Annotated in this window: 10 protein-coding genes, 1 tRNA gene and 2 pseudogenes; 1 reads left to right on the forward strand and 12 read right to left on the reverse strand. The window is 31.9% G+C overall.

Translation table 11 applies throughout. The features are described from left to right. Positions 1 to 212: 212 nt before the first annotated feature. The 4 genes from JL193_RS11935 to JL193_RS11950 form a co-directional block, all read right to left on the reverse strand. Positions 213 to 2615 (reverse strand): helix-turn-helix domain-containing protein, encoded by a 2403-nt coding sequence (locus tag JL193_RS11935; RefSeq protein WP_207971016.1) that lies wholly within the window; start codon positions 2613 to 2615, stop codon positions 213 to 215. Between the two features lie 164 nt (positions 2616 to 2779). Continuing rightward, complete coding sequence (locus tag JL193_RS11940) at positions 2780 to 3364, reverse strand: outer membrane beta-barrel protein (protein ID WP_207971017.1); 585 nt, start codon at positions 3362 to 3364, stop codon at positions 2780 to 2782. Positions 3365 to 3461: 97 nt separating this feature from the next. Continuing rightward, positions 3462 to 4688: a 2-oxoglutarate dehydrogenase complex dihydrolipoyllysine-residue succinyltransferase gene (gene odhB, locus JL193_RS11945; protein ID WP_207971018.1), complete on the reverse strand. Its 1227-nt coding sequence runs from the start codon at positions 4686 to 4688 to the stop codon at positions 3462 to 3464. 165 nt (positions 4689 to 4853) lie between these two features. Then, entirely contained in the window at positions 4854 to 7586 is a 2733-nt protein-coding gene (locus JL193_RS11950; RefSeq protein ID WP_207971019.1) for a 2-oxoglutarate dehydrogenase E1 component, read from the reverse strand. A 183-nt stretch (positions 7587 to 7769) separates the two neighbouring features. Between JL193_RS11950 and JL193_RS11955 the strand changes: the two genes are divergently transcribed. Next, positions 7770 to 7843: transfer RNA gene (locus JL193_RS11955), tRNA-Asn, on the forward strand. Positions 7844 to 8208: 365 nt separating this feature from the next. Here JL193_RS11955 and JL193_RS11960 read toward each other — a convergent pair. The 8 genes and pseudogenes from JL193_RS11960 to JL193_RS11995 all read right to left on the reverse strand — a co-directional run. Then, a pseudogene (locus tag JL193_RS11960) lies at positions 8209 to 8535 on the reverse strand (transposase); the annotation flags it as partial. A 7-nt stretch (positions 8536 to 8542) separates the two neighbouring features. After that, entirely contained in the window at positions 8543 to 9163 is a 621-nt protein-coding gene (locus JL193_RS11965) for an IS630 family transposase (protein WP_207973467.1), read from the reverse strand. Further along, a complete protein-coding gene (locus JL193_RS11970; RefSeq protein ID WP_243456748.1) occupies positions 9108 to 9512 on the reverse strand; it encodes a COG3415 family protein in 405 nt (134 codons plus the stop codon). The genes JL193_RS11965 and JL193_RS11970 overlap by 56 nt, the downstream gene beginning before the upstream one ends. A gap of 168 nt (positions 9513 to 9680) precedes the next feature. Further along, positions 9681 to 10247 (reverse strand): annotated as a pseudogene (locus JL193_RS11975) (IS982 family transposase); the annotation flags it as partial. Between the two features lie 167 nt (positions 10248 to 10414). Further along, complete coding sequence (porT, locus tag JL193_RS11980) at positions 10415 to 11113, reverse strand: type IX secretion/gliding motility protein PorT/SprT (RefSeq protein ID WP_207971020.1); 699 nt, start codon at positions 11111 to 11113, stop codon at positions 10415 to 10417. Positions 11114 to 11115: 2 nt separating this feature from the next. Further along, entirely contained in the window at positions 11116 to 11847 is a 732-nt protein-coding gene (gene ubiE, locus JL193_RS11985) for a bifunctional demethylmenaquinone methyltransferase/2-methoxy-6-polyprenyl-1,4-benzoquinol methylase UbiE (protein WP_207971021.1), read from the reverse strand. A gap of 137 nt (positions 11848 to 11984) precedes the next feature. After that, positions 11985 to 12890, reverse strand: a complete 906-nt coding sequence (locus JL193_RS11990) for a NifU family protein (protein WP_207971022.1) — start codon at positions 12888 to 12890, stop codon at positions 11985 to 11987. A gap of 143 nt (positions 12891 to 13033) precedes the next feature. Next, on the reverse strand, positions 13034 to 14428 hold the full coding sequence (locus JL193_RS11995) for an OmpP1/FadL family transporter (protein WP_207971023.1): 1395 nt from the start codon (positions 14426 to 14428) through the stop codon (positions 13034 to 13036). Positions 14429 to 14458: the final 30 nt, after the last annotated feature.

Here is a 14458-nt window from a genome sequence, read left to right on the forward strand (position 1 = left end):
TAAAGTTATGAAAATATTTTTTATCTTGTTATTCCTGTGAAGACAAAAATCTATAATGAAGTTAGTTAGAAATACTTCCATTGAAGAAATAACAAAAAGTTGGCAAACAAGTTTAGCCCTGATTGAGTGGCTTGTTTGAGCTCTTTTATCTCTTGGAAAAGAGATAAAAAGCGAGTAACGAAAGCAGGAAATAGCTCCTAAAAAAAATAATTCTAAGCTTCTATAGACATTAAAACCATTTTCAATTCTATATACGTAATATCTGTATCTACTTTTTCTTTAAGGTCAGATAAACCTTTTATTTCGCCAGCTTCTTCAATTTGATTGCGGATTTTTTTATAGCGTTTTAAATCGATTAATTCTAACACATCTATGTCTCCTGAAGAAATGTAATTTGTCAAATGATTTTCGATAGTGCCAGCTGTTAAACTGCGCTCTTTTGCAATTTCTTTAATAGATAACCCCGATTTAAACAACTCAAAAGAAATTTGTTTCGAAGATTTTTTGTCTTCTTTTTTTTGTTCGTTAAATTGGTTTATGCCGTTTTCTGTGCAGTAATTATTAATAATTTCTAAAATTTCTTCTCCGTATTTTGCCACTCGAGTTTTACCCATTCCTTTTACCTTTAACAATTCTTTTGAGGTTCTTGGCAACTCGTCGCACATGGCATATAAAGCTTCTTGGGTAAATATTTGATAGGCAGGAATGTTTTCTGCCATTTGAATTTCGTCTCGCAATTCTCGTAATTTTAAAGCTAAAATAGGGTCGCGTTTCGAAGCTACTTTTTTCTTCTTTTTGGGTTCCATTTTTTGCAAAACTGCTTTTGCTCTTACTTCTAAATAGGTTTTTACTTTAAAACCATCAGTCATTTTTTGTAAGGCAAATAATTTTTCTTCTAACTTTTCTTGAAGTGAATTAAATTGTTTCGAAAAATCTTTTTTAACAGCTTTATTATCTGTGGAAAAATGAATGGCATCTAAAGGTTTTTCGATGTTATGCTTAGTATGATTTAAAAAATAGGCAACTGCTTTTGTAAATCGTTCTTGAATTGTGGAACTGTTTTCTGGAAGAATATTGTTTTTTGAAAGCGTTTTTAACTGGTTTTTAAATTTGTTTGAAACTTTCATCAATGCAACAACACCATGATCTTTTATGGTTTGTAAATGCTCGATAACATCTCCTCTGATACTGGTTTGATTTTTATAGAAAATATCAATTAATCTAGAAACTGGATATAAAAATGGTTGATAATCGAACAATTCTGTAATTAAATTGAGTTGAAATTCTTTTTCAGATTCGTTTAAAATACTTTCATCGGGGTGATTTTCTTCTACACTTTGGTTAAAAGCACTTACAGTAGTATCGTTTATAATTGCGTTGCTGGTTATTGGCGTTTTTAAAACCAAACCTTCTAAAGAAGTACATCTACTTAAGGCCACATAGGTTTGTCCGTGTGCAAAAGAGGCTTCTGCATCTATAATTGCTTTTTCGAAGGTTAACCCTTGGCTTTTATGAATGGTAATTGCCCAAGCCAAACGCAATGGAATCTGTTCGAAAGAGCCAGTAACGTCTTCTTTTATTTCTTTTGTTTCTTCGTTAATAGAATAATTAATATTGTCCCATTTTTCTCTTCCTGTAACAATTTCATCAGCTTCATTTAAACATTGTACATTTACAGAATCTTTAGAAATGCTGGTTATAATGCCTATTTTTCCGTTGAAATATCTTTTTTCTTGCGATGAATCGTTTTTAATAAACATGACTTGCGCACCTACTTTTAACTCTAATCTTGCTGCATTAGGGTACGAATTTTCACTGAATTTCCCAGAAACCTCAGCTTGAAAAAAGTGACTCTTATTTTTGTTTTGATGAAGTTTTGAATTGTTAATTAAATTTGCTCTGTTATTATGGGTGGTTAACGTAATATAACCTTCTTCCTCGTCTGGAGAAAAAGACGGATTATAGCGTTCGTTTAAAATTTTAGCCGATGTTGAAGATAAATTATTGTTTCGAATTTCATTTAAAATGGTAATAAAATTTTCGTTTTTTTGTCGATAAATATGTTTCAATTCAATAGAAACCACATTTGCTTCTTGAAACGCTTTTGAGCTAAAAAAGTAAATGGTTTTATAGTAATTTTGAAGTAAACTCCATTCGTTTGGTCTTACTACTGGCGCTAATTGTTGCAAATCGCCAATCATTAAAATTTGTGCGCCACCAAAAACTTTGTTTCGGTTTTTGTAACGACGCATCACTTGGTCTATTCCGTCTAATAAATCTGCACGAACCATAGAAATTTCATCGATAATTACTAAGTCTAACGATTTTATAATATCGATTTTTGTTTTTGAAAATCTGCGTTGTTGGTTATTTGGAGCCTGATTTGGTAAAATAGGACCAAAAGGCATTTGAAAAAAAGAATGAATGGTAACGCCTTTTGCATTAATGGCTGCAACTCCTGTTGGTGCAACAATAACCAAACGTTTTAAAGATTCGTTTTTAATTTGATGTAAAAAAGTTGTTTTTCCTGTACCTGCTTTTCCTGTAATAAACAGATTTCTATCGGTTTTTTCGATAAAGTTTAAGGCAAGTTCTAATTCAGGGTTTGTTTGCATTTTTACTTTTTGATGCAAGATAAAAAATCAAAAAGTATTTCTATTTATTAATGTATATAAATTTAAAAAACTTCCTCGTTGTTTTTTAAGGTTTTTTATAGATAATATTTAACAAAAAATCCCAAGCAAAAGCTCAGGATTATAATGTTTACTTGTGTTTATTTTTAAAATAAATCGCTGCTACTTAAAGTAATTCCTATTGCATTTGCATTGTACGAATTATTTTGTGAATCTTTATAATTCATTATAGTGTAACTTATACCAATCCATTTCCAAGCAAATTCGAACTTAGGTCCAAAGCCTCCTGTAAAAGTTTCATTAGCCTCTAAACCATCTGCATTAAATTTAATATTTTGATGAGAAACAATTCCTGCTCCTAACCTAAAATCTTTTGCAATCATATAATTTGCAGATAAATCTAATGGAATTCTTGTTAAAGTAATATTATAGTTTGTTGCCTTTGTGGTTACATATTTAAAACCAACTGTTGCTCTTAAAGAGAATTTTTGTGATTCAGAGAAAAATAATTCTCCTCCTGCAAAAATAGTACCTCCTTGACCTGCATTTACAGATTGGTTGCTATCGTCTTCGAAATAAATTTCTGCGACGCTATCACCTCCAAATTCCAAAGCACCACCTAATAAAAATTTTAATTTTAAAGGACTTTTATTTTCTACAGTATTTTCTTGAGCATTTAATTTAAAAATACATATAGAAAAAAGCAATACACATATTTTAATAGTTTTCATTTTATAAAAATTTAATAAAGTAATAATTTTTGATTTTATCCTAAAAAACCCCAAGCTATAGCTTGAGATTTTTATATTTTTATATGTATAATTACTACTACATTTCTAATGCCTTTGTAGGATTGTTATCCATTAATAATTCAACTGGATTTTCTAATGCTTCTTTAACAGCTACTAAAAAACCTACAGATTCACGACCATCAATAATTCTATGATCGTAAGACAATGCAACATACATAATTGGTGCAATGGTAACTGCTCCATTCACCGCAATTGGTCTGTTTACAATATTGTGCATTCCTAAAATTCCACTTTGTGGAGGATTGATTATTGGTGTAGATAACATAGAACCGAAAACACCACCATTGGTAATTGTAAAAGTTCCTCCTGTCATTTCATCAACGGTAATTTGTCCATCTCTAGCACGTAAAGCCAAACGTTTCACTTCGCTTTCTACACCTCTAAAAGATAAGTTTTCCGCATTTCTAATTACAGGAACCATTAAACCTTTTGGACCAGAAACTGCAATAGAAATATCTTGAAAATCGTGTTTTATTTGATAATCTCCATCAATCATAGAATTTACATCAGGATACATTTTTAACGCTCTTACAACCGCCAAAGTAAAGAAAGACATAAAACCTAAACCAACTCCATGTTTTGCTTTAAAGTCTTCTTTATATTCTTTACGTAAATCGAAAATGGGTTGCATATTCACCTCGTTAAATGTGGTTAACATGGCAGTTTCGCTTTTTACAGCAACCAAACGTTCTGCTACTTTTCTACGTAACATAGACATTTTCTTACGCTCTGTTCCACGAGTTCCATTTGCAGGTTGTGTTCCCATAGATGGTACTGCTTTTACAGCATCGTCTTTGGTTATTCTACCATCTTTTCCTGTTCCGTTTACAGATTTTGCATCAATGCCTTTTTCTGCTAAAACTTTTTTAGCGGCTGGTGAAGCCGTTCCTGAAGCATATGTTTCTTTCTTTTCTTGACTTGGAGCATCTGCTTTTTCTTTAGTAGGCGCTTCTTTTGTAGGTGTAGAATCTGTTTTTTCAGAATCGTCTCCATCTGGTTTTGCTGCACTTGTGTCTATTAAGCAAACCACTTCGCCTACAGCAACAGCATCACCTTCTTCTGCTTTTAGAGTAATAATTCCACTTTCTTCGGCTGGTAATTCTAAGGTTGCTTTGTCAGAATCTACTTCTGCAATGGGTTGATCTTTTTCTACGTAATCTCCATCTTCAACTAACCAAGTTGCAATTTCTACTTCTGTAATTGATTCTCCTGGAGAAGGAACTTTCATTTCTAAAACACTCATGGTTTCTTATTTTACTTGCGCCGAAATTATTTCAGCATTTAATTATTTTATTATTTGTTTTTTGGGCGTTTTAACAGGCTTTCCACTATATCTTTTTATATGACAACTTCTCGACTGCGCTCGAAGAGACAAATAAAAAGGATGCCGTTTCAATCCTTAACGCGATTACTCGTTACTAAAAACACTATCAATAACTGCTTTATGACGTTTTTTAAATCTTGTGCTAGAACCTGCTGCAGGAACTGCGTAGTATTTACGTGAACGCACATTTAATTTTACCAAATCGAAACGTTCTAACATAAAACTCCAAGCGCCCATATTTCTTGGTTCTTCTTGTGCCCAAATATAATTTTTTACGTTTGGATATTTATCTATTATTTTTTGTAATTTTTCTAAATGCAATGGAAATAGTTGTTCAATTCTTACCAAAGCAATGTCTTCTCTTTCTAAATTTTCTCTTTCTTCTAGTAAATCGTAATAGAATTTACCCATACAAAAAACCAACTTTGTTACTTTTTCTGGGTTTATGGTATCGTCTATTACTTCTTGAAATTCGCCAGTTGCTAAATCTTCAATAGAAGAAATTACTTTAGCGTGACGTAATAAACTTTTTGGGGTAAATACAACCAATGGTTTTCTGTAATCGCGTTTCATTTGACGACGCAATAAGTGGTAGAAATTTGCAGGTGTTGTACAATTAGCCAACGTCATGTTGTCTTCTGCACACAATTGCAAATAACGTTCTATTCTTGCTGATGAATGTTCGGAACCTTGCCCTTCATATCCATGAGGTAATAAAACTACAATTCCGTTTTGTAGTTTCCATTTATCTTCAGCTGCAGAAATATACTGGTCGAACATGATTTGTGCTCCGTTAGAAAAATCTCCAAACTGTGCTTCCCAAATGGTTAAGGTATTTGGGTTTCCCATTGCGTACCCGTAATCGAAACCAAGAACGCCATATTCAGATAATAACGAATTGTAAATCGTCATTCTTCCTTTATTATTAGGGTTCCTATTTAATAAATTAATTCTTTCTTCCGTAAGCTCGTCGCGTAAAATGGCATGTCTATGAGAAAAAGTTCCTCTTTCTACATCTTGTCCAGAAATACGTACATTAAAACCTTCTTCCATTAAAGAACCGTAAGCTAAATTTTCTGCCATACCCCAATCTAATTGATTGGTTTCGAAGGCCATTTTTGCTCTTCCTTGTAAAATGCGTTCTGCTTTTCGAACAAATTTTACTCCTTCAGGTACTGTGGAAACTACTTTTGCAATGTTTCTTAAATTGTCTGCCTTATAAGTTGTATCTACAGGTTGTAGCATCGCAGGTAATTCTTCACGATCGAAACCTTCCCAGGTAGATTGCATAAATTCTTTTACTTTAGACGTTTCTACTTTTTTAGATTCGTCGAACTCTCTTTCGAGCATTTCTTTGAATTCTGTAGTAATTTCAGATAAGTAATTTTTATCTACACTTCCTTCTTGCAACAGTTTGGCTGCGTAAATATCTTTTACATTCTTGTGTTTAGAGATTGCTTTGTATAATTTTGGTTGTGTAAAACGAGGTTCGTCACCTTCGTTATGACCGTACTTTCTATAGCCTAAAAGGTCGATAAAAATATCGGTTTTAAATTTCATTCTAAATTCTAAAGCCATTTGCATTGCATGACAAACTGCTTCTGTATCATCTGCATTTACGTGTAAAACTGGCGATAAAGTTACTTTTGCAACGTCTGTACAATATGTACTTGAACGTGCATCTAAATAATTTGTGGTAAAACCAATTTGGTTATTTACCACAATATGAATGGTGCCTCCTGTTTTATAACCATTTAATTTTGCCATTTGAACGACTTCGTAAGCGATTCCTTGGCCTGCAATTGCGGCATCTCCATGAATAACTATTGGTAGAATTTTACTTGAGTCTCCATCGTATTTTCTATCTATCTTTGCTCTTGTAATTCCTTCTGCAACTGCTGCTACAGTTTCTAAATGAGATGGGTTTGGTACCAAATTCATTTTAATTTCGTTTCCATTTCTATAGGTTTTACTTAATGTTAAACCTAAATGGTATTTTACATCTCCATCGATATCATCATCTTCGAAATCTTTTCCTTCGAACTCACTAAATAAATCTCTAACGGGTTTTTTAAAAATATTTACTAAGGTGTTTAATCGACCTCTGTGCGCCATTCCTAACACACATTCTTTTACGCCAAAAGTTTCTGTAGCTTCTCGTAAAGCAACAGATATTCCTGGAATTAATGCTTCACCACCTTCTAGAGAAAAACGTTTTTGCCCTACGTATTTTGTTTGCAAAAAACTTTCGAAAGTAACTGCTTGGTTTAGTTTTCCTAAAATATACTTTTTAGATTCTACAGAATAACTTGGGTGGTTGTCGTTCTCGTTTAAACGTTTTTGCCACCATTTTAGTTTTTCTGGGTTTCGCATATACATATACTCTACACCAATAGAATCGCAATAAATGGTTTTTAGATGACTAATTATTTCAGAAAGTTTTACTCTTCCTAGTCCTAAGACGTCTCCTGCAGAAAACTCTTTATCTAGATCGTTTTCAGTTAGACCGAAGTTTTCGATGTCTAATGTAGGTTTGTATTGCCTTCTTTCTCTAACCGGATTTGTTTTGGTAAAAAGATGGCCACGTGTTCTGTATCCATTAATTAAGTCCACCACCAAAAACTCTTTCTTTACTTCTTGAGGAATTTCTAAAGAAGATTCTCCTTCTTTTAAAGAATAATCTTCGTTCGCCAAGTCGTATCCTTGAAAAAAGCTTCTCCAGCTTGGTTCAACAGAATCTGGGTTTATTAGATATTGATCGTATAAATCGGCTATAAAGCCTGTATGTGCTGCGTTTAAGAACGAAAATTTGTCCATATAATATTTTATGCTTTATGTATAAGCTTATTACTAAAGCAAAAATACAATATTTGAAATTAATCAAGAATTAATTTCAAATATAAAAAACTGAAAAAAAAATTAATTTTTTTAAAAAAGTATTTGGAGATATATTAAAAAGATATATATTTGCACTCGCTAATCACAAAATGTGAAGCAAACTCCTCTTTAGCTCAGTTGGTTAGAGCATCTGACTGTTAATCAGAGGGTCCAAGGTTCGAGTCCTTGAAGAGGAGCAGAGTAACAAAAACCTTTACAGAAATGTAAAGGTTTTTGTTTTTTACAGAGGTCAAAGTACAGGTTAAGATGGATCAAGGGATCAAGTCCAAAAGTTGTGTGTGAATTAAAATAATCTTCTGATTTTTGTAAAAAAAAAGAGGAATTGGACAGTTATATGAATTTACAAAAATTGATGTTATTAGAAGTGTTAGGTATTCAAGACTAATTAAAATCAAGATAAAGAAAAACGGATCTCACTTTTTTATCGTATTTAACAAGCCTTATTAATGCCAAAGTTTATCTTTTGTGTTATTATAGATACCCAAGATAAATTCTAACCTAATTTGCAAGCTTTTTTTAATACCTACTAACCTGAGTTCGATTAATAAATTGTCAACTGATTAGACTTTACAGTCTGATATTTTATAGCAGGTTTTTTTGGTAAAAAGCTATATGCAATAAGACCTGCGATTATGTTTGACAAGAAATTAGTAAAACTTCTATGTCTAGAATGTTCAATTTGACAAATATTTTTGAGTTCGTCATTTACGGTTTCAATAACAGAGCGTTTACGCAGTAAAATTTTATCACTCATTGTCATTAAAGAATTCTTCATATTGTTTTTAATATGAGTAATTAAATGCAATCCATCAGCAAAAAGTAACTGCATTAAATCTTTTCCAACATAACCTTTGTCCGCATATAACTTATACCATTTAAACATTAAAAACGTTATAAAAAGATTTTAGATAAAATTCATATCCGGTTATAGACTTAATGGTATTATTATCCATTTGATAAACTAGGTGCTCTATTTTGGATTCTAGTATCTCTAAAGTGTCATAAATTTTCATTGCGATTTTACTTTTAAGGTATTGCCAAACTTTTTCAGCTGGATTTAGTTCAGGGCAATATGCAGGGATAGGTAATAAAATAATATTATCAGGCAATTTTACATCTTTAGTAGCGTGGAAAGCTGCATTGTCAATAATTACAATTTTTAGTTCCAAAGGATTACAGGCACTTAAGTCTGTTAAATACTCAATAAAAAAGTCTTTACACACAGTATCTGTTAGCATGCAGAAACTCTCACCGGTAATGGGTGAAAAACTTCCCCATAGCCATTTACTCTGATAACTATGTTTGTATTTTGCTATAGGTTTAACGCCTTTAGCTGTAATGACTCTTTTTTGTTTGATTATTAATCCAAAACGAGATTCATCTTGAAAAAATAAATTGACCGATTCAAAGTTATTTTTATTTAGTTTTGTTCTAAATAATTTAAAAGTGTTTTCTAGGTTTTTTAAAAACCATTTCGGCTTTCGGGTCTTTTTTATAGTGTGACTTTCTTGATACTTTTAGCTTAGACTTATGTTTTCGCCTACAATGTGCATAAAGTGCACCATAATTTATCATCTCTGATAAATCTTCGGCTATATGAGCTTGTAACTCTATATAGGAAGTTATGGTGGTATCGCTATTGGATAATGTCTTGGAGATATAGGCTTTTGCTCTATCAGAAATATGAACGGTATTATTACCTCCGCTATGTATTTCTAATAAATTTGAAAGGCCTCCTGTTTCATAGTCTTTAATCCAATTGCCTATGGTGGTTGGACGTCTGCCAAGCTTCTTTGCGATCGCATTACGATAGATGTATTTCCCGGACTTTATGTAGTATAACATTTTTAAACGATCTCTTCGTAATTCTGTAGTAGTAGACTCATATAGTTTTCGCAATTCAACAGATTCTTCTTTAATGGATAAGGTAATTTTTTTGGCATATTGAAAGATAATAAATTTTATCCCGAAAGATAGTAAATATTATATTGAATTCAAAGTTTAAATGGTATTACCATAAATTTTATCTAAAAAAGACTTCTTTTTTAATGGCGTTCTATCATCAACATTAGCTTGGGTTATGCAGAAGTTTAGGATTTCACCTTTATCATTTATAACGATATGCAATTTAAAGCCATGGAACCATCCTATAGTGGATTTTCCAGTGGTTGCAATGCCTTTAAATACTTTATTATTCTTAATTCGTTTGGGGCTGCAAACTCTAACAGGTGTAGAATCTACAAAAGAAATACCCGTAGAATTACCTAAACAACATGTCTTTAAAAATAAAGTCATTGGCATGAGGTTTTGCTGCATGAGTTCTGTAAATCTATTGTATGAAACTGTAGCTGGGAAATCATCTTGCATATGCTTTTGCAAGTAATACACGTAAAAGTGTTTAAAGGTCCTAAAACCACTAAGCTGAAACAAAATGGTAATGGTAATTACCTCGCTATTTGACATAACACTGGGACGTTTTGATGGATTGCCTAAAAGGTGTTTACTGACTATTTGGTCATATTCTTTACAAAATTCATCAACAAGACAGAAAATTTCAGTAATTTTAGAGTAGATTATCATAGATAGATTTTTAGATTAATAAATTGAAATTCAATACTTTAATTTACTGAAAATCTATCTTTTTTACTAGAAAAAAATGCCTAAATTTTAATCGAACTCAGGTTACTAGGTATTTTTTTAATAGAATTTGAGTGCTTTGTTTTTTTTCGAAGCCTTTGTGAGAAAATTTACTCGAAAGCAAAATTTAAGAAAATACCACGAGTTCCCATAAAGTTTATTGGTGCTGTCCACCTACTTTCGGGATCGTTATCATATTTAATTTCGTTGTTAATGGCAAAAACACCACGTATTGATGGAGAAAACTTAAAGAAATAGAGGTAAATGTCCACTCCAATACCTACTTCGTACATAAAGTTATGTGTTTTCATACGAAATTGCCCTGCAGAGTTATCATCTTGATTTTTTTCGTTACTCGAAAAATTATAGTCGTAAGAAATGCCTCCTAATAAATACGGTCGAATATTATGATACCTGTCTGTACTAAATTTAAAAACCAAAGGAACATGTAAATAGGTAGAACTGGCTTCTCTAACACTATCTTGTTCTGTTGGTAAATGATTAAAATAAATCTTTTTAGAATTGCTAACCAAACCTGGCTCTAAGCGCAAATTTAAGTTTTTATGCAAACGTAAATCTGCAATTAAACCCACATTAAAACCTACAGTTGGTTCTACAGTTATGTTTGCATTCGCAATTGTACTTTCTCTTAAGTTTAGTTTAAAATCATTTTGATTTACACCTAGATAAAAACCATAATGCAAAGGTCGTTTATCGAATGAAGGCAAATATTCTACGCGTTCTTTCTGTGCAAAAAACGAAATACTAACTAATAGAAAAAAACAAAAAAGTAGGTTTCTTTTACTCATAATTACTTACGTGCTGTGTAAATTGTTGCAACACCAAAGGTTACAGGATTATCTTCTGTATGTGTAAACCCATTTTTTTGCAAAATATTGTTGAACGCTGCTCCGAAAGGAAAAGAATTCGCAGATTCCGATAGATAAGAATACGCAACCTTGTCTTTCGAAAACAGTTTTCCAACGATAGGTAAAAATAAGTTTGTATATAGCTTGTACCCTTGTTTAAAAGGAAATTTAGTAGGGTTTGACGTTTCTAAAATCACCAAAACTCCATTTGGTTTTAAAACTCGGGCAATTTCTTTAATTCCTTTAGCTAAATTCGCAAAATTACGAACACCAAAGGAAACTGTAATAGCATCGAAAGTTGCATCTTCGAAAGGCATATCTTCGGAATCGCCCACCATCATTTCTATTTTATTGGAAAGTTTTGCTTTGGCTATTTTTTGTTTGCCAACTTCTAGCATTCCTGCAGAAATATCTAAACCTACAATTCTATCAGGCTTTAAATCGGCCATCATTAGCGCTAAATCTCCTGTACCTGTGGCAATGTCTAAAATTTGTTTTGGATGGTTTTTACCCACAATTTCTACCACTTTTTTACGCCATTTTATATCAATCCCTAAAGAAATTACACGGTTTAAGCCATCGTAATTTTTAGAGATGTTATCGAACATTTGGGTAACTTGTTCTTTTTTACCTAACTTAGAATTTTTATATGGATTTATTTTTTCTGCAGACATAAATAAGCTCACCTTAATCCTCCTAAAGAGAGGTAACTACAGGGTGTAAACTGTGTTTTTGTTATTTTAATTTTCTATTGAAACAATGTAATATTCCGTTATAACATTCCCCTTTAGGGGGAATTAAAGGCACTTTTTTACCCATTTATAGCTACAACCTCGTTAATTTGATTTGGTAGCATTTCTTTTAGTAAATTCTCGATTCCGTTTTTTAAAGTTGCTGTAGAAGATGGGCAACCACTACATGCGCCTTGTAAAATTACACTTACTACTTTATTCTCTTCGTCATAAGATCGAAAAGCAATATTACCTCCATCTCCTGCAACTGCTGGTTTTATGTATTCATCTAAAATATTTACAATTTGGGCAGAAACACCTTCTAATTTTACTTCCGGAATTAATTCTTTTGTTCCTTCTGCAACAATTTCTTCTCTTGGTAATTCTTTAATAATTGTTTTTCCGTCTGCTAAATATTCGCGTATAAACGTTCTTACCTCACCATACACCTCATTCCATTCTACCATATCGTATTTGGTAATTGAAACATAATTGTCGGAGATAAAAACTTCTTTTACGAAGGGAAAATTAAAAATTGCCAAAGCCAATGGAGACGATTCGCTTGCCTCGTCTATATTTTTAAACTCAACATCTGTTTGTGTTAACGCTTTGTTGGTGCCAAATTTCATTACAGATGGGTTGGGAGTTACTTCTGCATATACTTCAACAGCCTCTTTTTTAGAAGTTCTTTCTTCGTTTACCACTGCGTTTCCAGCATTTAAAAAAGTTTCTATCTGCTCTTTTACTTCTTCTTGTACGTCTTTCCACTCTAAAATATCGAAACGTTGTATTGCAATAAAATTAGCTGTAATAAATACTTTTTTTACGAATGGTAAATAAAATAATTGTTGTGCTAAAGGCGAGTTTTTAGCTTCGTCTATATTGTTAAATTCGTAACTGCCTCCATTTATTAAAATACTGCTACTGTTATATTTTATAATGGTATTGTTAGTTGTTTCTTGTATGGTAATTTTGATGTTTGACATTGTCTAAAAATTGAGTTGCAAAATTAAGGCAAAAAAGACAAATAGCATTGTTTTTAACGGTATAAAACTTTTTCGACTTCACTTCTAATAACATTTTTTATTTGCTATTAAAAGTGAAGCCGAAATTTATTTGTGTTTTTTAATTACAGACTTAGGGAAACTGTTGCTGTAAAAATTCTATTGTCTATACTTAAATCTGCTGTATTTATTTGCGCTACAAACTGTGGGTAAACATCGTAAAAAGAGGTTCTGTTATTGTTACTGTAAGCAAAATCTACTTTAAAGTTCCCAAAATTATAACCAGCTCCAAAAGAATAACCACTAATATTGTCGGAATCTAATGCTGCTTTATTTGGGTTTTCTTCGAACCTATAACCTCCTCTAACACTTAATTTATCAAATCGCCATTCTGCACCCATGTTAAAAGAATTGGTGCTTTTTAATTCATTTTCGAAAAATGTATTTTCTCCTGAAAAATCTCCATTTGATAATTTCATATTCGAATAATTTCTATTGATATAATCGAAACTAAACAAACCACTTTTACCAAATACCACAGCAGCACTTGCTGTTAATTTACTCGGTGTTTTTAATCTATAAATTAAACTTTGGTTTAGAAAATTATCTCCAGCAGTGTTGTTGTAAATATTATTTGGGTCATTACTAACGGTAATTTCTGTATCCCCTTCAAAACCATCATTATCTACAATATTAGTATCTTCTATAATTTCTGTAAACCAAGTTGGCGTTTGGTAAGACAAACCGAATCTAAAATTTTGGTTTGCCTTGTAGATAAAACCTGCGTTTAAAGAAATTCCAGAACCTGATGTAAAGTTTTCTTGATAGAAGTTCGCGTCTAATGTGTTTCCATTTCCATCGCTATTAAACTCTAATAAATTAGATTGCTGACTAAAATTAAGATTGTAAAAATTAAATCCAGCACCTACGTACAATCTGTTTTGATATACAGATGAAAATGCCAAATTAATTTCATCCAATCCTCCTTTATAATTGTTTATAAATCTTTGATTTTCGTCTGAAACATTATAATCTATTGTAGGGTTGTTATTATCTAAAGGAAAATCTCTAAATGTTGGTACTTCACTATTCCCTTCAATAATAAAATTGTCGTTAAAATCTTTAGAAAGTCTATAGTTAAAACCAATTGCAAATTTATTCCAATCAGATTTGTAAGCACTCTCAAAAACCAAAACTGCACCCGCTTGAGAAAAGTTAAAAAACTGATCTTGATTGTTTACGGTGTTCCCGTAAAAAGTAGATTGTATTTCTGTATTTCTACTATTTAATGTACCTGCAAACGAACTGTTATTAAAAACGGCCAAACCTGCTGGATTGATATTTATAGAAGAAATATCGCCACCTAATGCTCCAAAAGCACCTCCCATAGACGTAAAACGTGCAGTTCCGTTAGCATCATCTTGCGAGAAAAGCAATGCTAATTCTTGATAATTTAAAGATTGAGCATAAGACGTTAAAGTTACTGCGAACAACGTCGCAAGTGTTATTATTTTTTTCATTTTAATTGTTTTTTTTATTAGGCGATTTTT

Source organism: Polaribacter batillariae (assembly GCF_017498485.1).
Taxonomy (GTDB): Bacteria; Bacteroidota; Bacteroidia; order Flavobacteriales; family Flavobacteriaceae; genus Polaribacter; species Polaribacter batillariae.